General features: G+C 58.6%; 15 protein-coding genes and 3 pseudogenes. 14 read left to right on the forward strand and 4 right to left on the reverse strand.

Translation table 11 applies throughout. The features are described 5' to 3' along the window. Positions 1 to 98 precede the first annotated feature (98 nt). The 6 genes and pseudogenes from SO140_RS33175 (at position 99) to SO140_RS33200 (ending at position 5,591) form a co-directional block, all read left to right on the forward strand. A complete protein-coding gene (locus tag SO140_RS33175; RefSeq protein ID WP_498543625.1) occupies positions 99 to 929 on the forward strand; it encodes a 3-methyl-2-oxobutanoate hydroxymethyltransferase in 831 nt (276 codons plus the stop codon). 118 nt (positions 930 to 1,047) lie between these two features. After that, a complete protein-coding gene (locus SO140_RS33180) occupies positions 1,048 to 2,043 on the forward strand; it encodes a sterol desaturase family protein (protein WP_498543626.1) in 996 nt (331 codons plus the stop codon). A gap of 168 nt (positions 2,044 to 2,211) precedes the next feature. Then, positions 2,212 to 2,532, forward strand: a complete 321-nt coding sequence (locus tag SO140_RS33185) for a MocE family 2Fe-2S type ferredoxin (protein ID WP_498543627.1) — start codon at positions 2,212 to 2,214, stop codon at positions 2,530 to 2,532. Positions 2,533 to 2,548: 16 nt separating this feature from the next. Next, a pseudogene (locus tag SO140_RS33190) lies at positions 2,549 to 3,414 on the forward strand (sugar phosphate isomerase/epimerase family protein). Beyond that, positions 3,411 to 4,646 (forward strand): NAD(P)/FAD-dependent oxidoreductase, encoded by a 1,236-nt coding sequence (locus tag SO140_RS33195; RefSeq protein WP_498543628.1) that lies wholly within the window; start codon positions 3,411 to 3,413, stop codon positions 4,644 to 4,646. The pseudogene SO140_RS33190 and the gene SO140_RS33195 overlap by 4 nt, the downstream one beginning before the upstream one ends. A gap of 123 nt (positions 4,647 to 4,769) precedes the next feature. After that, positions 4,770 to 5,591 (forward strand): metallophosphoesterase, encoded by an 822-nt coding sequence (locus SO140_RS33200; protein WP_498543644.1) that lies wholly within the window; start codon positions 4,770 to 4,772, stop codon positions 5,589 to 5,591. A 46-nt stretch (positions 5,592 to 5,637) separates the two neighbouring features. Here the strand turns inward: SO140_RS33200 and SO140_RS33205 are convergent. Together SO140_RS33205 and SO140_RS33210 are read right to left on the reverse strand one after the other, a co-directional pair. Next, positions 5,638 to 5,799, reverse strand: a pseudogene (locus SO140_RS33205) (phosphoenolpyruvate synthase regulatory protein); the annotation flags it as partial. Between the two features lie 173 nt (positions 5,800 to 5,972). Continuing rightward, positions 5,973 to 6,749, reverse strand: coding sequence for a bestrophin-like domain (locus SO140_RS33210; protein WP_449379853.1), 777 nt, complete (start codon positions 6,747 to 6,749; stop codon positions 5,973 to 5,975). A gap of 207 nt (positions 6,750 to 6,956) precedes the next feature. Between SO140_RS33210 and SO140_RS33215 the strand changes: the two are divergent. Together SO140_RS33215 and SO140_RS33220 are read left to right on the forward strand one after the other, a co-directional pair. After that, positions 6,957 to 7,137: pseudogene (locus SO140_RS33215) on the forward strand (IS110 family transposase); the annotation flags it as partial. Positions 7,138 to 8,014: 877 nt separating this feature from the next. Then, on the forward strand, positions 8,015 to 9,007 hold the full coding sequence (locus SO140_RS33220; protein WP_498543629.1) for a hypothetical protein: 993 nt from the start codon (positions 8,015 to 8,017) through the stop codon (positions 9,005 to 9,007). 540 nt (positions 9,008 to 9,547) lie between these two features. Here the strand turns inward: SO140_RS33220 and SO140_RS33225 are convergent. After that, the gene (locus SO140_RS33225; protein ID WP_498543630.1) at positions 9,548 to 10,873 is read right to left on the reverse strand and encodes an MFS transporter; all 1,326 of its coding nucleotides are present in this window, start codon (positions 10,871 to 10,873) and stop codon (positions 9,548 to 9,550) included. 824 nt (positions 10,874 to 11,697) lie between these two features. On the opposite strand from SO140_RS33225, the gene araD1 reads away from it, so the two are divergent. The 6 genes from araD1 (at position 11,698) to SO140_RS33255 (ending at position 18,496) form a co-directional block, all read left to right on the forward strand. Beyond that, positions 11,698 to 12,705 (forward strand): AraD1 family protein, encoded by a 1,008-nt coding sequence (araD1, locus tag SO140_RS33230; RefSeq protein WP_498543631.1) that lies wholly within the window; start codon positions 11,698 to 11,700, stop codon positions 12,703 to 12,705. Between the two features lie 65 nt (positions 12,706 to 12,770). Further along, a complete protein-coding gene (locus SO140_RS33235) occupies positions 12,771 to 14,126 on the forward strand; it encodes an aminotransferase-like domain-containing protein (protein ID WP_449379857.1) in 1,356 nt (451 codons plus the stop codon). Positions 14,127 to 14,378: 252 nt separating this feature from the next. Continuing rightward, entirely contained in the window at positions 14,379 to 14,606 is a 228-nt protein-coding gene (locus SO140_RS33240; RefSeq protein ID WP_498543632.1) for a hypothetical protein, read from the forward strand. Between the two features lie 301 nt (positions 14,607 to 14,907). Further along, complete coding sequence (locus SO140_RS33245) at positions 14,908 to 16,110, forward strand: CaiB/BaiF CoA transferase family protein (RefSeq protein WP_498540400.1); 1,203 nt, start codon at positions 14,908 to 14,910, stop codon at positions 16,108 to 16,110. Positions 16,111 to 16,304: 194 nt separating this feature from the next. Next, the gene (locus SO140_RS33250) at positions 16,305 to 17,087 is read left to right on the forward strand and encodes an enoyl-CoA hydratase-related protein (RefSeq protein WP_498543633.1); all 783 of its coding nucleotides are present in this window, start codon (positions 16,305 to 16,307) and stop codon (positions 17,085 to 17,087) included. Positions 17,088 to 17,884: 797 nt separating this feature from the next. Beyond that, a complete protein-coding gene (locus SO140_RS33255; protein WP_498543634.1) occupies positions 17,885 to 18,496 on the forward strand; it encodes a hypothetical protein in 612 nt (203 codons plus the stop codon). Between the two features lie 11 nt (positions 18,497 to 18,507). On the opposite strand, the gene SO140_RS33260 is transcribed toward SO140_RS33255, so the two are convergent. After that, positions 18,508 to 20,283, reverse strand: coding sequence for a phosphoenolpyruvate hydrolase family protein (locus tag SO140_RS33260; RefSeq protein WP_498543635.1), 1,776 nt, complete (start codon positions 20,281 to 20,283; stop codon positions 18,508 to 18,510). Positions 20,284 to 20,295 lie beyond the last annotated feature (12 nt).

Raw genomic sequence — 20,295 nt, forward strand, 5'->3', positions numbered from 1 at the left:
CGATACGTCGCTGCCTGGTAGCAAGTCTTCCGTCCGGAATTCTTTGACCAGCGGGCGCGTTGGAACTTTGGCACGAAGCTAGAGAGCTGAATTGCAAGATGCCCCGGATTTACGATTGGGCCGCACGCGAAGCCCAGCGCACAGTGACGGTGGCCGACCTGCGCGGCGCCAAAGACTCCGGCAGGCGCTACACTCAAGTCACCGCTGAGACGGCGGACGAGGCAGCAGCTGCGGAACAATCTGGTATCGAGATGCTGGTCACCCGCGCCCGCAACGTGGAGGCCGTTCGCAAGGGCTCGAAGCAGCTTTTCGTCACGGCGGCGCTCGGCTTTGCCGATGCCGCAACCCAGGACGATATCCTACGCACCGCATTAAAGGCGTTGACCGACGGCGCAGACGCCGTGATCACAGCGCGCGGCATGGCGACCGTCGCTGTGCTCGCGGCCGAAGATATTCCGGTCGTTGGTCATCTGGGGCTAGTTCCGAGGAAATCGACCTGGGTTGGAAAGCTCCGTGCGGTCGGCAAGAAAGCAGATGAAGCTTTGGAGTTGTTCCATCGCTTCCGCCGTCTAGAAGAGGCCGGCGCGTTTGCCGTCGAATGCGAGGTCATTCCGGCCAGAGTCATGGCAGAGATCCGCCGGCGAAGCGGGCTGGTCACGATTTCGCTTGGCTCCGGACCTGATGCAGAGGTGATCTTTCTCTTCACCGCAGACATATGTGGCGAGGAAGGCCGGCGTCCCCGGCACGCTCGGACCTATGGAAACCTGCAGGCCATACAAGAACGCCTCAAACAAGAGCGTGTGAAAGCTCTCAGTGCGTTCCGCGCCGACGTCAATGCGAATGCGTTTCCGGGACCGCAGGAATCCGCGCAGATCGACGACGATGAATTCGCAGCATTCTTGTCAGCGCTGGAGCAAGGAGGTTTTTGATCCTCGTTGGCACGCTGGGGCAGCGATACAGACGAAATTACGATTTCTCGGTACCTGAAGAATTTCGCTCAGGTAGGCGAGCATCTCACGTCAAAGATCCGGCGGAGCGGAGGCAAATATGGATGACATCTTATACGGTACGCGCGACAAACGCGGTAATTGGACGCCGAACAAGAGGCCGGAACGCGCGCCGATTTTTGTCTGGCCGGTGCAGCCGAAGAAAATTCTTCGTTGGTTGCCGGGGTATCTCTTGCCTTGGAATACCCTCTATTTCGCGATCTCGCTCGTATCGTGGATCTATCTGACACCCGCGCTTGATACAATGCGGGAATTCCACACTGAATGGCTTTCGCTCATCCTTCTGCGCAATGCCGGGCTAACGGTCCTTGTCTATGGCGCCTTCCACTTCATCCTTTATGTCCAACGACGTCAACAAACGAACTTCAAATATAACGCAAAGTGGCCCGACACCGACAACACTACCTTCCTGTTCGGAAGCCAGACAGCTGAAAACGTATTTTGGACTATGTGTAGCGGCGTGCCGGTATGGACCGCATACGAGGCTCTTACCTGGTGGATGTATGCTAACGGCTATTTGCCGTACGTCGATTTCGGAACTCACCCCGCGTACTGCGCCGCCCTTGTGTTGGTGATGCCGGCCTGGCGCGAGTTGCACTTCTATCTCATTCACCGGCTCATTCATATGGGACCGCTGTACCACATCGTACATAAGATACACCACAAGAACGTTAACCCGGGACCTTGGTCCGGCCTGTCAGCATCTACACTCGAGCACATCTGCTATTTTTCCGGCGTGCTGATCCATTTCGTCCTGCCCTCCCATCCGGTGCATGCAATGTTTCAGCTCATGCACGCGGGGTTGTCACCGGCGAAGTCTCATACCGGTTTCGACCGGGTGGTCGTGGACGATGCAAAAGCCATCAGCACAGACAACTTTTATCACTACCTGCATCACAAGTATTTTGAAGTGAATTATGGAGAGCGGCGCATCCCGCTCGACGAATGGTTCGGCACAGCTCACGACGGTTCTTCCGAAGCCGACGAGAGGATGTACAAGCGCATAAAGGCCAAGAAGTGGGCGCGCGGCAATTAGCCCGGAATTGGTAAGGCAGATCGGACGGTCTTTCCGACTCTTCTGATGGACGATGGCTACATACTGCGACTTTCCCTTCCACCCACCAGCAACATTGGCGCCGCCGACCCGCGGATCTTGCTACCGCATCGGCGCAGTTGCTGTGAGTTTGACTCAGAGGAGATGTAAATGACTAGTCAGGATGAATGGGTAGCGGCTTGCGCCACTGACGCATTGATGCCCGAAGAGACCATTCGCCTCGATCACGGCGGCCGTACGTTTGCAATTGTTCGCTCTCCGGAGGGCGACTACTTCGCGATTGACGGCCACTGCTCTCACGAGAAAGTCCATCTTGCGGACGGCATTGTCGATGGGGGAATCATTGAGTGCCCGAAGCACTTCGGGACGTTCGATTACCGCACCGGCGAGTCGCGCGCATTGCCTGCATGTGTTGACCTGCGCAGTTACGAGGTGAAGGTCGAGAACGGTACCGTCTTCATCAAGCTCTGAAGTCAAAAGCACGACGATGTCAAAGCAGAGCTTGCTTATACTACAGTCCCTGTGGGCGATGGAACGACGCCAACCCGATGGGGTCGAGCGTTCTATCGACCATAACATCGCGATGATCCTAAAAGCGGGCTTCGACGGCATCAGCACCTCCTGCGCTGATCCTGCACGTGTCGCCCTGATTGGGCGCGCCCTGGCCGGCTCAGGACTGGCAGTCGAGGGTATGTGCTTCCCGCGGACGACCGATCACTTGAAAGCGGCCATTGACCTTGCTCACCACCTCAGCGCCCTGCATCTCAACGTCCAGCCTGACATCCGCCCGCGCCGTGTATCCCTCTGCTCGAGGGCTGGATCAGGGTGGCGCAAGAGGCGGGCATGGCGATCTACTTCGAGACGCATCGCAACAGGATGACGACGGATCTCCTCTTCACACTGGACCTGATGGACCAGGTTCCTGGGATGCGCATGCTTGCCGATCTCTCGCACATCTTGCTGGGGCGCGAATTCTGGTATCCGATCTCGGACGAAGACGAAGCACTGGTGCGGCAGGTACTCGATCGTACCTGGGCTTTTCATGGCCGTGTGGCGTCTCGCGAGCAAATTCAGGTCGAGATCACTTTCCCCCAGCACAAAATCTGGCTGGATCTGTTTCTTGGTTGGTGGAAATACGGCTTCAACAGTTGGCGAAGGCGCGCCGGCGCGGGTGCCCGTCTCACTTTCACCTGCGAACTTGGCCCGCAACCCTATGCCACTAGCGATCGCCATGGCAACGACACCACTGATCGTTGGGAGGAGGCTCTCTTACTCAAATCCCTGGTGCGCGGCCTGTTCGAGAGCGCGGCAAACGATGCACAGCCTGCGCTCGGAAATGGTTCAGCTGCTTGAGCGACCAGTCCACAATGGTGATCGTTGGGGCGGGCGAAGCTGGTACGGCCGCTGCCGTCGCCCTGCGCGAAGGCGGCTGGGGAGGCATCGTGGCCTTAATCGGCAACGAAGCTATGCTTCCGTATGAGCGTCCGCCTCTATCCAAGGCGATCCTGACCGACGAGATGACCCCTGGACCCAAGCCGATTGTGACGGCAGAACGCCTCGCTAAGTTGGAGATCGATTATCTCCAGGGAAACGAAGTGGTTGCGATTGATCGCGCGGCTAATGTGGTCACGCTCTCAAGCGGGTCAAGGATGGCGTATCACCGGCTCCTCCTAGCCATGGGAGCTCGACCTCGGAGTCTGAGTGTTCCGATCGCTGAAGGAACGAGGGTCGCGACGCTGCGGACGTATGAGGATGCCACTCGCATCCGCAACACTATTGGCCAAGGACGCAAGGTCGTTGTGATCGGCGGCGGCTTTATCGGGCTCGAGGTTGCCGCGAGCGCGGTCTTAAGAGGGGCTTCGGTGGTCGTACTCGAGGCAGGATCGCGGTTACTCATGCGGGCAGTACCACCTCCTATGGAAAAACTAATCAGGGCCAAGCACGAACGCTCCGGGGTGCGCATTGAGACAGGCGCAAACGTTGAGCGGGTCGACTTCAGTGAAGGGCACTCCAGCGTGGTGCTAACCGGTGGTCGCTCACACGGGGCCGACCTGGTGATCGTTGGGGTCGGTGCGACGCCGAATGTCGAACTTGCGCAAGCGGCAGGACTGGTTGTCGACAACGGCATCGTTCTGGACGACACGCTGGTGACTTCGGATCCGCACATCTTCGCGGCGGGGGACTGCTGTTCGTTTCCGCATCGCCTCTATCAAAAGCGGGTCAGGCTGGAGGCCTGGCGCAACGCACAGCGACAAGGTGTGGTGGCGGCAGCGAACATGCTGGGCGAGAACCGTCCTTTCGACGACGTTCCCTGGTTTTGGTCGGATCAATACGACGAGACATTGCAAATCGTCGGCCTGTGCCCAGACGGAGAAATCCCCGTAGTCAGGAACCTCGGCACGAGGGGCCAGCTCCTGTTTTACCTCGCCGCCGACGGCCGTCTGGTGGCCGCATGCGGATTTGGGAACCTGGGCACGGTAGCGAGAGAAGTGCGTTTTGCCGAGATGATGATAAGCCGCGGAATTAGCCCCAAGGCAGAGGCTCTCGCAGACCCCGCGATGAATATGAAACATCTACTGGTTTAGTCAATTCGGCATTGCGGAACGCTCGTTCATCACCTGCCGCCGCTACGACCGCGAGACCAACGCCTTCGGAGGTCGACCCCGCCTCCCTCCGGACCGAGGAGTAGCACCGTGCGCCTTTGGGTCATGTCCGATCTGCACATCGAACTCACCCGCGGCTGGGACCTGCCGTCCGGCAGCGCGCGCCCCGCCTTCGACGTCATGGTGGTCGCCGGCGACCTGGTGCCGAGGGCTGAGCGCGGCGTCCGCTGGCTGTTGGATCGCGTGCCTGATCGGCCGGTGATCTACATCATGGGCAATCACGAAGCCTACGGGACCGACATCGACCGCACGCTCGAGAAGGCCAAGGCAGCGGCTGCCGGCACGAATGTGCATGTCCTGCAGGACGAGACCATCCGCATCGGCGACGTGACGTTCGCCGGCGCGACGCTCTGGACCGACTTCGCGCTTTTCGGCGACGCGCATCGCGGAATGGCAGTCGCCGCCGATCACATGAATGACTTCAAGAAAATCCGGGTCGGCCACTACGTAGAGCGCTTTCGGCCCCCGCACGCGCTCGCCAGGCACCGGCGTTCGCTGGCGTTCTTGGAAGCCGAGATGCCCAAGCCTCGCGACGAGAAAAAGTTGGTGATCGCCACGCACCACGCGCCGGTGCCGGCTCCCGCGGATCTCCACGATCCAGACCTCCGACCCACGCTCGAAGAGTTTTTGATGGTCGCTTATCGCAGCGATCTGAGGTCGTTGATGAGTCCTCAGTCGACAACAGAGGACAAGAACGAGCTGCGGCCAGCAGATCTATGGCTGTACGGGCACACCCATGAATCCTTCGACGCCGTGATCGGCAAAACCCGCGTCCTCAGCAATGCCAAAGGCTACGGCCCATGGCCCGGCCAGCACCGGACCTGTGACAACCCGAATTTCAACGAGAAGCTCATCATCGAGATCTGAAAGGGGCCGACCATGAACGACGCCGACTGTCAGAAGCACGCCGGCTGGCACCGACGCGACCCGTCGTTGCGGCGCCAAGATAGGCCTCGAACAACTGCATCACCGGGCCGATGATCGACAGGCTCGGAACGTCGATCTCTTTGCACTTGTCCTCGAGCTGGGAGACCAGGCCCTTCTCCCGCAGCGTGAACAGTTCGATCCCCGGCGCGCAGGCTCACCACCAATGGTCGGGTCCTCTAAGCCACGGGATCGGCGTCCAAAATTTGAATGCAAAGACATTTGGAGGTCGGCGTCTGTGGAACATGCTCAAGCGCAGGTGCTGAGAGCGGGGAGCAAGAAATCTCCCAGCTGCGTCCACGCGGGAATGGTTTGCATGATGCATCATTCCGCTGGGATCTTGGCGACCTCTGCCAGAGGCCCCGGTTCTACTCGGATATCACCGGAAAAAGGACGCTCTTGGAGACCAATGAGTCCCAGCGCCATCACGACGGCGATTGAGAACACGCTGAGCGCCGCAATTTGCGCACCGGGCTTCTTCAGGTGCACCAACCCGATTGATATCTGTGTCACCACGCCAAGGATCAGGACGAGAATCCATTTGGCATCGAACGTGCGGTCGGAGGCCAACGCGAGCCGTTCGGAACGCGCGCTGCCCGCTCTGACTGCGGCATTTAGCAAGGCAGTCTGCACCGCCCCGCCCGCTGTTTGAGCGATCCGCGGATCGCTCACCTCTCGCAGCAAGGCGTCGTAGGCGGACTTAACCGAATTGGCCGCCTGATCCTGCGCCATCGCCGGCCACTCGTCGTCCACGAGGGCGGCGACGTATTTTGCCAGTACTGAGCGGAGGCCGCCCATGTCCGAGGCGGACGCGATACTAACAGCATAGATGTTGCGCAGTTCCGCCGCCTCTGACTGTACCGCGCGGGTCGCTTGGCGGTTGCGATCGGTTATATCGTTGGCCAGAAATCCGGTCAGGAACGCAAACAAAACTCCGACCGTTCCGAAAAACGGAGCGACCACGCCTTCTATGCGGCGCACCGGCACGACCGTTGCGGGGCTGAAACTCGCGATCACAATGACAGCGCCAGTCGTCGCGTAAAAGGCGAAGAGGACTGCGAACAATTCAAATATTGGAAAGTCTAGCCAAGCTTTGATCATTAGGTTAGCCGATCCCCTGTTACAAGGCGGCGAACCCGACTAGAACATATGAGCATTGGGCCCCAAATAATATGTTGGTAGTGGAATCACAACCCTGGCCACGACAGAATGGTTCATGGATTCGTTCATTCTGGCAGAATGTTTTCCATGGCCTTTGAAGGGCCGACTCTGGGCACGCCAGATCACTGGGCACCTGGTCCGCATATGCCAGCCTACGTAAAGCCTTATGTCAGCCGAGCAAGTCGGATGCCGCGGATGCAGAAGCGATTTGTGAGGCGATCCCTGCAATGCGGTTCCTACCGGCGAAGTCTGCCGAACAACAAGCCGCCGGCATGATTTGCGGACGCGGGAAATATTGATCAGGCAGCGTAGCAGCCTGACAACGCCGTGCACGTCTGCATGGCCGAATTGGGAATGGTGGCGAACGCTGGCTTGGTGAGCACAGCCGAGCTGCTGCCAACTCTTCGGGACGAAAACGACGACAGAATCCCTGATGCTGCCCGCTTTGTCCTGATCCAGCTCCCTGTCGCACCTCGACGGACGCTTCGATCTCGACGTGGTGCCGAAGACCGGGTCCGCGACCTCGACGACGAGGACCTACGGGCCAAACCGCGCAGATCCAACTGCTCGCCTGCGCAGCCTCAGTACGCTCTCAGACGAAGCGCCGATCGAGGCCGATTACTCGATATGGTCCGCAGCGACCTCGACTCCTCGCCGGCGGTGATGTCGCTCGCGTGCTCCGATCGGCAAGCAAATGGCTTGCCTGCAAAAGACCATGATCAACGAATGCGGGTTCCTCGATCCTCTTGTGTCGGCACCGAAGACCAGAAGCCCCTGGCCGAGTGGATCGAGGCCTTATCGCGCGACCCCGATCACGACTGCGTGTCTGCGGCGCTTCGAGATCACGAGTAGGAGGATCTCGAAAACTTCTTCCCGTGGATGACGAAGGACAGTCTTGACGCCCCTGGGGTACCTTTTGACGCAATACGAGATTGCTACACCTATAGACTACCTCAATTTGCTATTGATATATCTCAATCGTCGTGAGATTCTGACTTGATCGCCAGCTTCGAGCAGCTGTTTCTGAATTTTCATGGGGAGTGTTGATGAGGACTGACTGGGAAGAACCGATCGCACGTATGGTAGGGCGTATCGAAGATACGGCTCGGCAGGTAGGGGACGCCTATCCACATTGGGCGAACCCGGAAAGCGGCACTTGGACTACAACTGCGAATGGGGATTGGACCGGCGGATATTGGTTGGGGATGCTTTGGCTTGCCTCTCGCGGGAATGGCGGCGAGCGCTTCAGGATTCTCGCGGAGCAAGGTTGCGCGCGCCTTGCGCCGCGCGTTGCGGCCGACACCGCGTTCAAGGCCGCGACCTTCTATTACGGGACTGGACTCGGCTCGCTGCTCGCCGGCAGCGAGCACGCCCGGGCGCTCGGCCTCGCAGCGGCGCGAGACCTCAAGCAGCGGTATAATCCGAAGCTAGGCCTGGTACCCCTCGGCGCGAATGCAGAGGAGGGCTCGGACGTAGGAGCGACTGCAAGCAGTGTCGATAGCTTGGTCGTCTCACTGTTGCTGTTTTGGGCGGCTCGAACCGCCAATGACCGAGAAATGCGTGAGGTCGCCGCCAATCATACCGACAAGGTGCTGGGACTTCATCAGCGCGAGGACGGCTCATTCGTGCAGTCCTCATCGCTTGATCCCGCGACTGGAGAGATCTTACGGCGCTACACGCACAAAGGCTACAGCGAGAGCAGCGTCTGGGCGAGAGCACAGGCGTGGGGGGTCGTTTGCTCGACGATGAGTTACTTGTCCGGCGGCCCAGAAGAGCGGTGGCTTCAGGCCGCCATGAAGGGGGCCGACTGGTGGATCGCCCATGTGCCAGCTGACCGCGTGTCATACTGGGATTTTGACGATCCGCAAGCCCCCAACGTTGAGCGAGACACTGCCGCTACCGCCTTCATGGCGTCGGCTTTTCTAAAGTTGAGTTCGATTGCGCCGTCTGAAAGCAAGCGGCAACTATATCGGCAAGCCGGAGAACGGACCGCTTTGGCGCTTGTCGAACGTCATCTCACTCCGGTCGACAAGAACGATAAACGTTTGCCTGGCATGCTGGTCGAAGGATGTTTCAACAAGCGCGAGGATTCTCGCGCCGAGGACTACGTCAGCAATGCGGAACTCATCTTCGGTAGTTACTATTTGTTCGAGGCGCTCCATTTGCTTACTGGCAGATTGTCGCCTGCGGACATCTAGAACGGCACCCGCCGCGGGCCGGAGATCGCAATTATTGAGTGCGGGCGTGAGCGCCACGCTATAGAGGCAAAGCCGGGTCATCATATGGGCTCAACTCATCGCGCGGGCGATGGGGCCATTTTCCACCGCCGGATAGATGTCGGCGATGGAAATATGCGGCAGCGACCCGCGCTGCTGCCACAAATCGGAGAGTCTCAGCGCTTTTGGATTGTCGGCCGTATTGATCGCGGTCCTCGGTTCTGGCAACCGGTATTGCAGCCAAAAGTCGAGTTGTCGCGGTCTATTTTGACGGGATTCGACGAGCAGGCATCGAGCTTGGCTGGTTTGGCTCGAATGATCGCGAGCAAAAAGGAGGAGGATCTATTTCGGAGTATTAAGATTAGCTGCCGTTATGCAAGGCGCCAGAACCTGGAGTGAGGACGATTCCGAGCCATTGGACTCGTTGCGGATGTCTCAACGGCGCGGCGCGCCGCCCTCCCCAGAACGGAGTGGGCGGCACTGACACGGCGGTATCCCTGGGAGTTAGGCGGGCAGACTGAGCTAGTCGCCTATGTAGACGCAGCCTCTCTTCTTGGCGATCTGATAGACGACCACACTCAAGAGCGCGATGAACGATCCGTAGATAGGGAACATCCAAGTCAGATTCTCGCGCTGCAACCATACGAGGAGATACGGCGTGGTACCGCCGAACAACGTGGCTCCGATTGCATAGCCGAGCGCGACGCCGGTAGTTCGCACGGTGCGCGGCATTAATGTTGTGGCTATGAAGTTGTACAGCGCCATGTTGCAGCCCACCATGGCTCCCCCGAGCAGCATAACAATTGAGTAGGTCAAAAGGCTCTGTTGCGAATAGAGCAATGTCAGGAAGAACGATGGGATGAGTAGCAGACGTATCATTATGAATGCGCGCGATGGCCGCACCTTGTCTGCAAAGGCGCCTATGGACGGTGAGAATATCATCCAGGAAAATCCCATAAGGGTCAGGATGCCGTACACCCAGGTGCTATTCTCCTTAAACACCCCATTGGCGATGTTGGGCAGACCGAAATTATACGTGTAGTTCGCAAGCTGCACGGAACCGACCACCAAAATAGCAGCGAGAAGCGACAACCGAACGCTCCAGAGCGTCTTCCATACGCCGCCGGTCGTTTCCTGAATGCGCGACATCTCATCCGCGCGGTGCATCGCGCGAGCGATCAAGGTTTCCGGGATGGCTTGGCGAAGAAAGATGATAAGCAAACCAAGCACGCCACCAACCCCAAACGGCACACGCCAGGCCCACTCGCGCATGACCTCAGGAGCAACGGAAGCACTCACCAAAAATGCGACCAGGCTGGCTCCGATTGAGCCCAGCATGACGAATGTACCATTGATCAAACCAAGGTACCGGCCCTCCTGCCCTGGCGGGGCCAACTCGATTGCGATCGCGTTAGCGACGCCCGCCTCAGCGCCCGTGGCAAGACCTTGCGCGAGCCGAAGAAGAACCAGCACGACGGTGGCCAGGGTCCCGACGTCCTTGTGAGCCGGCAAGACTGAGATCAGCAGCGAGGACAACGCCATTACCGTAACCGCGATCATCATGACGCGTTTGTGGCTGATGCGATCTGCAATTGGACCGAGCAAAGCCGCCCCCAACGGCCGCGCCACAAAACCCGCTCCGAACACCGCCAGTCCACCGAGCAGAGAGACGATTGGGTCATTGGAGGGAAAGAAGTGCGGCGAAAGAAACGCCGCCATGAAACCGTAGACTTGCCAGTCGTACCACTCAAGCGCGACGCCTCCGCCGAGGCCAATTGTCATTGACCTCGATGTAACTTGCTTGTCGGGGTGAACGAGTGCGATGGAGGGTTCTGCAGTTGTTTGCATGTGTCTGCTTCCGCTCGTTGCTGCAAATTGTTTAGGATTTCGGGGCGCGCGAGAGCGCGGGTCACTCATTGGCCGTAGCGAGCCCAGAGCAATACGTGTGAATTCAGAAGACCCGCCAAGTTGAGCAAGCCCAGGGAGATTTCGGGCGACACCGGTGCGAACGGATGCCTAAGCGACCGCAGGCGGCGGCTCCGCCTTTCTTCATCAAGATATTTCAAGTAGCGGTTCGCGCATGCGAGCTGACGTCGAAGCCCGTTCGATCGAATCCCTCTGCTCCCTTGCGCAATCGCGGGCGCCGATACCATCGCTGCGACCGTCGAGCCGACCGGATAGAGGGATTGAATGCGAAATTTGCTGCCACTCAGCGTCATCTTGTAGGCCGCGAGGGTCTTCACGACAGACCAAGGCGAGCCGCGCGAGCGAGGGAAATTTGATTGGAGACGCCACGTCACGACGGGAGCGCTGACGCGTACTGCAGGCGCCACGAGGGCGCCAACTGCCTCAGACGCGTATCCAGCAAGAACCTTGCGGCGATCCATTTCATCCCCGGAACATGGGCTGCATCTTTGTGCAGCATCTCAATTATCTACGAAGAACAACATAGCGCTGCCGCAATGTCAATAATGATGCATTTCATTTTCGTATTAGGCTATCTCAATTCGCTAAGCACACTGAAGGGTGCTGTAAGTTCACGCAGGCCACAGCCCTAAATACCAGCAACTTCTGTGGAATTCTCGAGAATTGACCTGCGTCTGGCTACAGATTGACCTATCCCATTTGGGATGACAATCTGACTTGCCGCGATTGGCGCGGCTCGCTTTGAAATGGAATTGACCCACGTGCGACTGATCCAATTTGTATCTGCCGACGGTTGCCGCCATGTTGCAGCTCTCGCAGCCGGCAATTCGGACCCCGTTTTAGTGAAGAACGCGGCTAGCGTGCGCGACTTGGCGTTAGAGGCCGCACGCTTGCGACTTTCGCTCGCCGAGTGCATCGAGACCCATGGTTTCGGGGAGCAGGTCGACTACGATGCGATCGTCAGCGAGAAGCGGCTGCTGCTGCCTCTCGATCACCCGGACCACTCCCGGTGTATGATCGCGGTCACAGGCCTTACGCATCTCGGTAGCGCCGAGTCGCGAGACGCCATGCATGCGAAGTTGGCCGCAGCCGACCTGTCGGATTCGATGCGGATGTTCAAGCTCGGTGTGGACGGCGGAAAGCCGCCGCCCGGAGCGCTCGGTGTCCAGCCGGAATGGGCCTATAAAGGCGACGGCTCCTGGGCGGTCGCCCCCGAACAACCGCTCACATTACCTTCCTACGCTGAAGATGGGAGCGACGAAGCCGAAGTTGTCGGGCTCTATGTGATCGGCGAACAAGGTGAGGTCCTACGGGTGGGCTTCAGCCTTGGCAATGAGTATTCAGACCACGTGATGGAGCAGAGGAATTACCTTTACCTCGCTCATTCAAAGCTGCGGCAGTGCTCCTACGGCCCTGAGCTGCTCATGGGCGATCTTCCGGACGAAGTCTTTGGAACGATCCGCGTTCTCAGGGCCGGCTTGCCTATTTGGTCGGGGAATTTTATTTCCGGCGAGAGCAACATGTCTCACTCCATCGCCAACCTCGAGCACCATCACTTCAAGTACCGCGCTTTTCGGCGTCCCGGGGACATACACATCTATTTTTTCGGAGCAAGCAATTTAAGCTTTTCGGCCGGTGTCCGGCTACGGGGCGGCGACACGTTCGAAATCGAGTCTCCGAGCTTCGGGCGGCCGCTGCGCAACCCCCTCGCTGCGGATGCGCAACAGGAAATCGTCAGGGTGCTGCCATTGTAAGTTGGAATCAGCTACGCCAAAGATTGGCATAGCGATCTATGGGCATTTTGAGATAAGCAATTAAAATGCAAAAATGGCATCCTCACCTGCGGGCGGGCAACGCTCCCCTCTTTCTCCGGCTACTCGAAGCTGTCGAGCGGGACATCGCAGCAGGAGTTCTTGCCGCCGGAACGAGGCTACCGACCCAGCGTGATTTGGCTGAAGATATTGGCCTCAGTGTCGGCACGGTGATCAAGGCCTATGCGGAGGGTCAGCGGCGAGGGCTGCTTGTCGGACACGTTGGTCGGGGGACGTTTGTCGCATCACAGCGCCCAAGCTCTGCGGCTGGAGGGAAGGTCGTTGATCTAAGCCTCAACATTCCGGGCCCATCATTACTGCCCAAGGTGCTCGCCGAGAGCTCATCAACGTTCCCGACGGCCGATATTTCCGATTACGTGGGATACCTGTCCCACTCGGGCGTTTCAGAACACCGGGAGCAACTCGCCAACCTATTTCGCGAAACAGGTTTCGATGCCAATCCGAACAACCTTGTCATTACCAACGGAGCGCAGCACGGGATATCGCTGACACTCAGTTCGATCTGCCAGCCGGGGGACAAAGTCTTTGTCGAAGCCGGCACCTATCATGGTATGAAGTCGTTCGCGCATTTCGCAAAGCTCGAGCTTATTGGACTGCCGATGGACGGTGAAGGATTGCTTCCCGGGCCTTTCGACAAAGCGGCCGCTAGCGGGACAGCGCGGGTGCTTTTCGCCATTCCCACCATACAGAGCCCGACGGCGAGGATCATGAGTGCGGCGCGCCGCCGCGAGATCGTGCGGATCGCACGGAAGCGCGACATCCTGATCATTGAAGATGACGCCTATGGGTTTCTTGACGAGGCGAGCGAGCCACTCGCCTCGTTGGCGCCGGAGCGAACCTTCTATGTCAACACCCTATCGAAGTGCTTGGCCCCGGGTTTGCGTATCGGCATGCTCGTCGTACCCGAGCCGTACCTTGCGCAGATTCATCAAGCGATGCGCGCAACCTGCTGGATGGCCTCGCCAATCTCGTCCTTCATTGTGTCGGAATGGATCCGGACCGGAACGGCCGCCCGTGTGAAGCAGTCTCTGGTCCAGGAGGCGAAGAAGCGCGTGAAGCTCGCCTCCCAAATACTCAGGCCGCACATACGTCCAGACCACCCGGCAAGCTTTCATGTCTGGCTGGACCTGCCAAGCGACACTGCACAGCAGGTGGCAGCCCGTTCATTGCAGCGCGGCGTTATTACAACGCCTCCTTCGGCTCTCCTGGTTGAGCCCTCCTTGATCTCGGGGCTGAGGATCTCGATCGGCGTTCCCGAAAACATCGAAGATCTCGAATGGGCGCTCCGTCAGGTCGCAGCCGCATTAGAGGTCGGGAACGAAGCAAGTATGTCAATCATCTGAGTTGTGCGAAGGGACTTACCTCGCGCGCTCTCAACGAGACGCCACTGAGGCCCGGTGTGCCGCTTTGTTCGATCCAGATCCGAAGGGTCTCTGGATCACGTTTAAACGCATGCCGCTCGATTCAATTTCGCCACGTCGGTCAATCGAATCTTGTTCGAGGCACGGCCTGGACATCAATCCTCAAATTTCGATCGATAGTTGCCGGTGGACCTGGACAAAGATGATTGAGCGGAACGCGAAGCATCGTAGCGCTTGGTCAGCGGCATCAGAAAGACGGCGAAGAGCAGACTCAACGTCGCCACGCCGAATACCCTGAAGGTCAGCCAGCTAGTCGGCTTCGTTTCCTCGCTCTCCTCGCTTATGCGAAAACACCCAGACGCCGTGACGCTGAAAGAGGTCTCAGAGGATTCACAACGACCAATGGCGACGGTGAACGCGATATTTATCCCGGCCAAGAGCCTAGTGCTCAGCTGGCTCTAGCATCCGTTATTCGAAAAACTTTCGCCCCTGAGCGCCGTCCCGCTCTGATCGGTTGCACGCCCCCGGCCCTCTCCGGCGGCCACAGCTAACTTCCGCTTAGCTGCTCAATGTCGCAAATCGCCGCTCCAAACTTCGATGATCAAGCTGCCTCCGCCTCAGGTGCCCATCGCAAGAACGCGCTATTGGGATATATCAATCTGATATTGAGATAGTATAATGTTGACGTAGGCTAAGGGCCGAGATAGCGTTTGGGCCAAGTCAAATGGGAGCGGGCTCTCCTACAGCGTGAGAAAGGCCTGACGTGATCGATCAATCTACTGCCTCCGACAGCGGGGGCGCCCTTCACGGCCTGGTGGTCCTGGAAGTCGGCATGGTCATGCAGGTGCCGCTTGCCGGGCAGGTGTTGGGGGATCTCGGCGCAGACGTCATCAAGATCGAGCGACCGCAGGGTGACATCACACGCGGTCTCGATTTTGAAGCCACCCGCCTTGGCGGGATGAGTGCCTATTACGCGGCGATGGGCAGGAACAAGAGAACGCTCGCCCTGGATTTGAAGAACCCCGCCGCTTTGGAGATCCTCCTGACGCTGGTCGGTCGCGCCGATGTGTTAATGCATAATTTCCGGCCCGGCGTCATGGAACGGCTGGGTCTTGGTTATGGCGATCTCAGCGCGCGCAATCCTCGTCTTATCTATGCCGCAGGCTTCGGTTTCGGGGAAGCTGGTCCTCTTGCAGATCGGCCAGGTCAGGACATGCTAGCGCAGGCGTTTAGCGGCCTGGCACGGGGCGGACTGCAAGAGCGCCAGCCTCCGCAGCTGACCAACTCTCCTATTGTCGATTATGGCGCGGCCATGTCGCTCGTCCAAGGCATCCTCGCGGCCGTGATCGAGCGGCAGAAATCAGGCCGCGGACAAATGGTGTCGACGTCTTTGTTCGACGTTTCACTTGCGATGCAGCTGTGCGAGATCGCCAGTGAGAGCATCTATGGCGTGAAAACCAACTGGATACGACAGGCGATGCTCGTCAGGACTGCTGACGGCTGGGTTGCCGTCGTGATGCTATTTCGCGACAATCCTCTTGGTTTGTTATGCCAGGCGCTCAACCTACCGGACATAAGTGCGCGTCCCGAACTCGCCACGCGTGAAAAGCAGATCGAAAATCTGGCCACGATCCAACATCATTGTGAGCCCGCCTTTGCGCACTTGACGACTGAGGAAGTGCTCGCACGCTTGGCAGCCGTAGACCTGCTTTGCTCACCTGTGAATGAAATCCCGGAGGCGATCAGCCATCCTCAGGCAAGTCAGAACGGCATCATGTGGCAGGTCGAAGTGCCCGGGCGCGGACCGGTGCCGCTCGCCGGGCTGCCGGTCCGACTCTCCCGAACCCCTCCGGCCGTGCGCATTCACCCGGCGACTGTTGGCGCGGCCACCAACGAGGTTCTGTCGTCCTTTGGCTTCTCGGAGCACGCGATCCAGGAGGCAAGAAGCAGAAAGGCTTTCGGCTAGGTCCGCCAAAAAATTTGATCGATGCCCACCTACGTCGTCCGTAGTCGAGAGGACACGCCGGCCTTGTCCTGATTGCTCGGGAGCATGGATGAAATCGAGAGGCGCTCTGGGTCCCCGGGGCTGGGGGCAAGTCACGCTATCCAAGCTAAGGTCAAGTTCTGGGTTTTTTCCCAGCTATTCTGGAGATTTCTTTCGTGATTCCAAAATCCGAACTTGTACTGTGCACCTCCCCGCTCGCGCACGTCCGTCTCTTGGCCATGAACAGGCCGGCGAAGCGAAACGCACTCAGCAATGAGCTGATCGCGGCGCTCGCGTCGGCCTTGCGGGAAGCCATTTCAGATGAGGACGTCCGCTGCATCGTCCTTTGCGGGACCGACGCGTACTTTTCTGCCGGCGCGGATATCAAGGAAATGCAGCTGCGTGGCTTCGAGGCCATTAACAATCCTGTCCGGCGCAACGATTGGCGCGACATCACGAACTGTCCGAAGCCGATTGTTGCTGCCGTAGAAGGGGTGTGCTTTGGAGGTGGTCACGAACTTGCGATGCTCGCCGATATCGTCGTCGCAGGCGAAGGCGCGCTCTTTGGGCAACCTGAAATCAACATCGGAGTTCTGCCCGGTGACGGCGGGACCCAACGGTTGACGCGTGTGGCGGGCAAGTCCCTGGCGATGCTGATGATCCTTAGCGGCCAGTCTATTTCGGCTCGTACAGCGTTGCAGGCGGGGTTAATCGCCGAAGTCGTCGAAACCGGTCATGCACATGCGCGAGCCCTCGAAATCGCGGACATGATCGCTCACAAGCCGCCTCGTTCGGCGGAGCTTGCCAAGGCTGCAGTTTTAGCCGCCTTTCAAATGCCCCTCGATGCCGGCGTCGAATTCGAACGTCAAGCGATTCGGGTTGCTTTCACCACCTATGATCAGCAGGAGGGAATGAACGCCTTCTTTGAGAAGCGGCCACCAAAGTACCAAGGCAGATAAGATCCTTTGCGTGATTCTGGCCCTGCGACGAGCAGGACCAGAAGCGAGCCGCGCGGAGAGCACCTCGTTCCTTGTGGGTGCCGAGTTTCGACAAGCTGCGATAGATGAGACGGGTCGTCGTTGCCCCCTCGTGCCGTGGCGACAGCTAGTCGAAGCCTTCGTCGCGCCCTGCCCCTTGAGAAACCTCGAGCGCACCGGCGATCGACTGCGGGCGTCTGAGGAGGGATGCACGGCGAAAGCCACAAACGCAAGGGCCTAGGATGCCTGCGACGTCCTTGTAACGCTCGCGCTGCCAACGAAGCTCCCGGACGGCTAAAAAGATGCCGCTGCCGGAGCTTCTCCAACAGCGGCTCAAGTCAAGGGAGGAGGCAGACAACCGGTCTGCCAGCGGGCACGTTTGGCGCTGCGAAGCGCGCGGCAGGCTTTTGACCCGGTTTGTCTACGTTGGGCTCTTCCCAGAACAGCGCCGGAAAGCGGTATCTCGGCCTGGGGCAGATGAGGAAAAGGCTTCGTTCCGGCGGATTGCCTGTCACGAGCTATCGGACTGAAACATGCTGTGCACGATCCCACGCCCCGCGCTTAGCCCCGAGCCCTCAGTGGCATCGCAATACACAATTGAGCTAGTTCAAAGTTAGCAACGGCTTCAACAAGCTTCTCATCCTGGACCTCTGCCCCAGTGCATCCAGTCAATAGAATCCTACTCCGCAGAACGCTCTGAATACCAGGTGATCTAGACCGGGCTGAAACCGCGTGTAAGATCGGTGCAACGTCCAAACGGGTAATATTGGGCAGAAGCCGTGAAAGCGCCCCTTATTGGCAAAGTTGCGAGCCGCCTGTCGGCCGCACCAAAACGCGCGACCGTGGAAATCTATGCACCGTCTTTGCGAAGCCTTCCGCAAGGCTCCATGCTCGTCATGGCCACCTTGCCCGTCATTGACTGGAACGACTGCCTTTTTCGAGACTTGCGCGCACTGCGGAGGACATACGCTCCTGTCTATGCGGCAATCGTCATGATCGATCCCTTCGCGTGCTGGGAGGATGTTGCCGAGTTGTTGAACGAAGCCGGGATGACGGGGGTGATAAACTTCCCACCTGCATCCCTTCTTGAGCGGTCGACCGACGGCGTGCCGGTTGACACCGGACAGGAGCTCGAACTTCGGCGAATGGAATGGTTTGCGAGCCTGGGATTCAAGATCTTGTTCGCCGCCGGCAACGATTCTCAGATCACAACGGCAGAGAGGCGACTTGGCTCGCATCTCGACGGCATCATCCATTTACCGGAGGAAGCTCTCAACCTGACGATTGACGAAGAGATGGAACTGGCAAGCCTTAGGCCGCGGAAATCGACAGTCCCGACGTTCGCGCTCTTCGATGGGACAAGCTCGAAGCGGAAAGTGCAAAAAACCTAAGCGCCGCGAGGTTACTCCAGGATCCGTAGCTTCTTCATCTTATTGTACAGGGTTTTTCTTGAAAGCCCGAGAGACCTGGCTGTCTTTCCGCGGTGAAGCTTGTTTCGTTTCAACCCTTCGATGATCCATTCGCGCTCAGAGAATGCCGATGTGGGCTTAGCGGGTGACGCTGCGTTCAATAAGGGTTTGAGCACCTCGGCGCTTATATGCGCGTCTTTCAGAACGACAAGTTGGTTGACGATCTGGCGCAATTCCCTCAAGTTTCCGGGCCAATGATGGTCCGCCAGCGCCAAGAATGCAGACTTTTCTATTGCCAGCGTTTGCGCGTTCGAGTCTCCCTTGGCCTCAACCGTGAAATGCTGAATGAGTTGCGGAAGGTCCTCCAGCCGGTTTGATAGCGCGGGTAGCCCTATATCGAGCCCAACAAAGAAGGCAAGGAGGCGGGGACATAGAACACTTTCCAAGCCTGCTCCACGAGCCACTGTGGCGGTTGCGATGATCCGGGCGTTTGACCTTGCAGCGGATACGCCGTTCAGCGGCGTGAAGCTCCCCGTCTCGAGATAGTCGGCAAGTCGCTCTTGCCCATCCCTCGGCAGCTGATCGACATGCATCAGCAAGAGCGAAGAATCGCTTGCGGCTTCCAGGAGCGATAGTTGGCGTCTCCTGTTCTCATCGCCCTCGGCGCCGAAGAGCGTGCCGACCATATCGATGGCCGGACCGGGGCGGCAATGAAACAGCGCCGGCTTCGTGTGCTTCCGATCGCTAAAGGCATGAACGAGGCTGGCTATTCGTCGTTTGCCTGACCCCGCCTCGCCCCAAACGAGCACGGGATTGGGATTGCTGGCCAAGCGCCTTGCAGTCTCGAGCACGCGTTTCATGATTGAGGACTGCGCGATGACGCCGTGCCTGAACCCGCTCAATTGAAGCTGGCGCTCAAGGAGATCGACCTTCTCCCGTAGTAAGTGAATGGTCTTAAAGCCCGACGTCACCTCAAGGACCGACATTTCAAGCGGGACGCGGTCGAGCGACGAGCCGCCGATGAAGCCTTGGACGCCCGTTTCGCGGCAGATATCCAAAAGTTCGTCGGGCTTGGTTATTGGCCCACCACCAAGCAGGCAAATCACGTTTCTGTCGATGGACTGAGCCGCACGCGCAACAGCGCTCGTTCGCGCGGCAAGCTCCGACAGACTGATCAGGGGCTCGGACCCGCTTTCCACGCCGCGGTTGAGATTGAAGTTGATGCAGATAGCTCCAGTGCCGGCGTCAACCATTCGTTTTACTTCGGATTGGGTCCGCGTATAGCCAATCGTCATCAGGCCGCGTTCTGAGGCCTTCACCAGGAACGCAATTTCTCGCGCATAGCCAAGTCCGGACTTTTCAAGCAGTGACCTTCTGTAGTCATCAATGTGGATGATGGAAGGGAAGTTGGTGACTCCGGAAAAGCCCCACCTGATGATGCGATCGAGAAAGCGGTCGATATCGAGCTGCGGGTTGAAGGTACAGGCCCCGAAAAAGACCGGCAATTTTGTCGAGGGCAGGATTTCGGTACGGCCGAAGCCAGCCACGAATTCATTGGTATCGCGAATTGGAAGAATTGATGCAGGCGAAGAGCCACCCATAGCGCGAAAACGGCCCGCATTAAGAGCAAGCACGAAATCCGCGCCCGCACGTTCGGCCGCTCGCGCAGTCATGCCCGATCCGATTGCCGCGCCAAGCACAAACGAACGGGAGTTTCGGAAGAACTGCCTGATCCCGCCGCTTTTTACGTAGTCCGCCCGCATGTGCATACCGGCCCCGCC

The sequence above is a fragment of the Bradyrhizobium sp. UFLA05-108 genome (genome assembly GCF_059803455.1).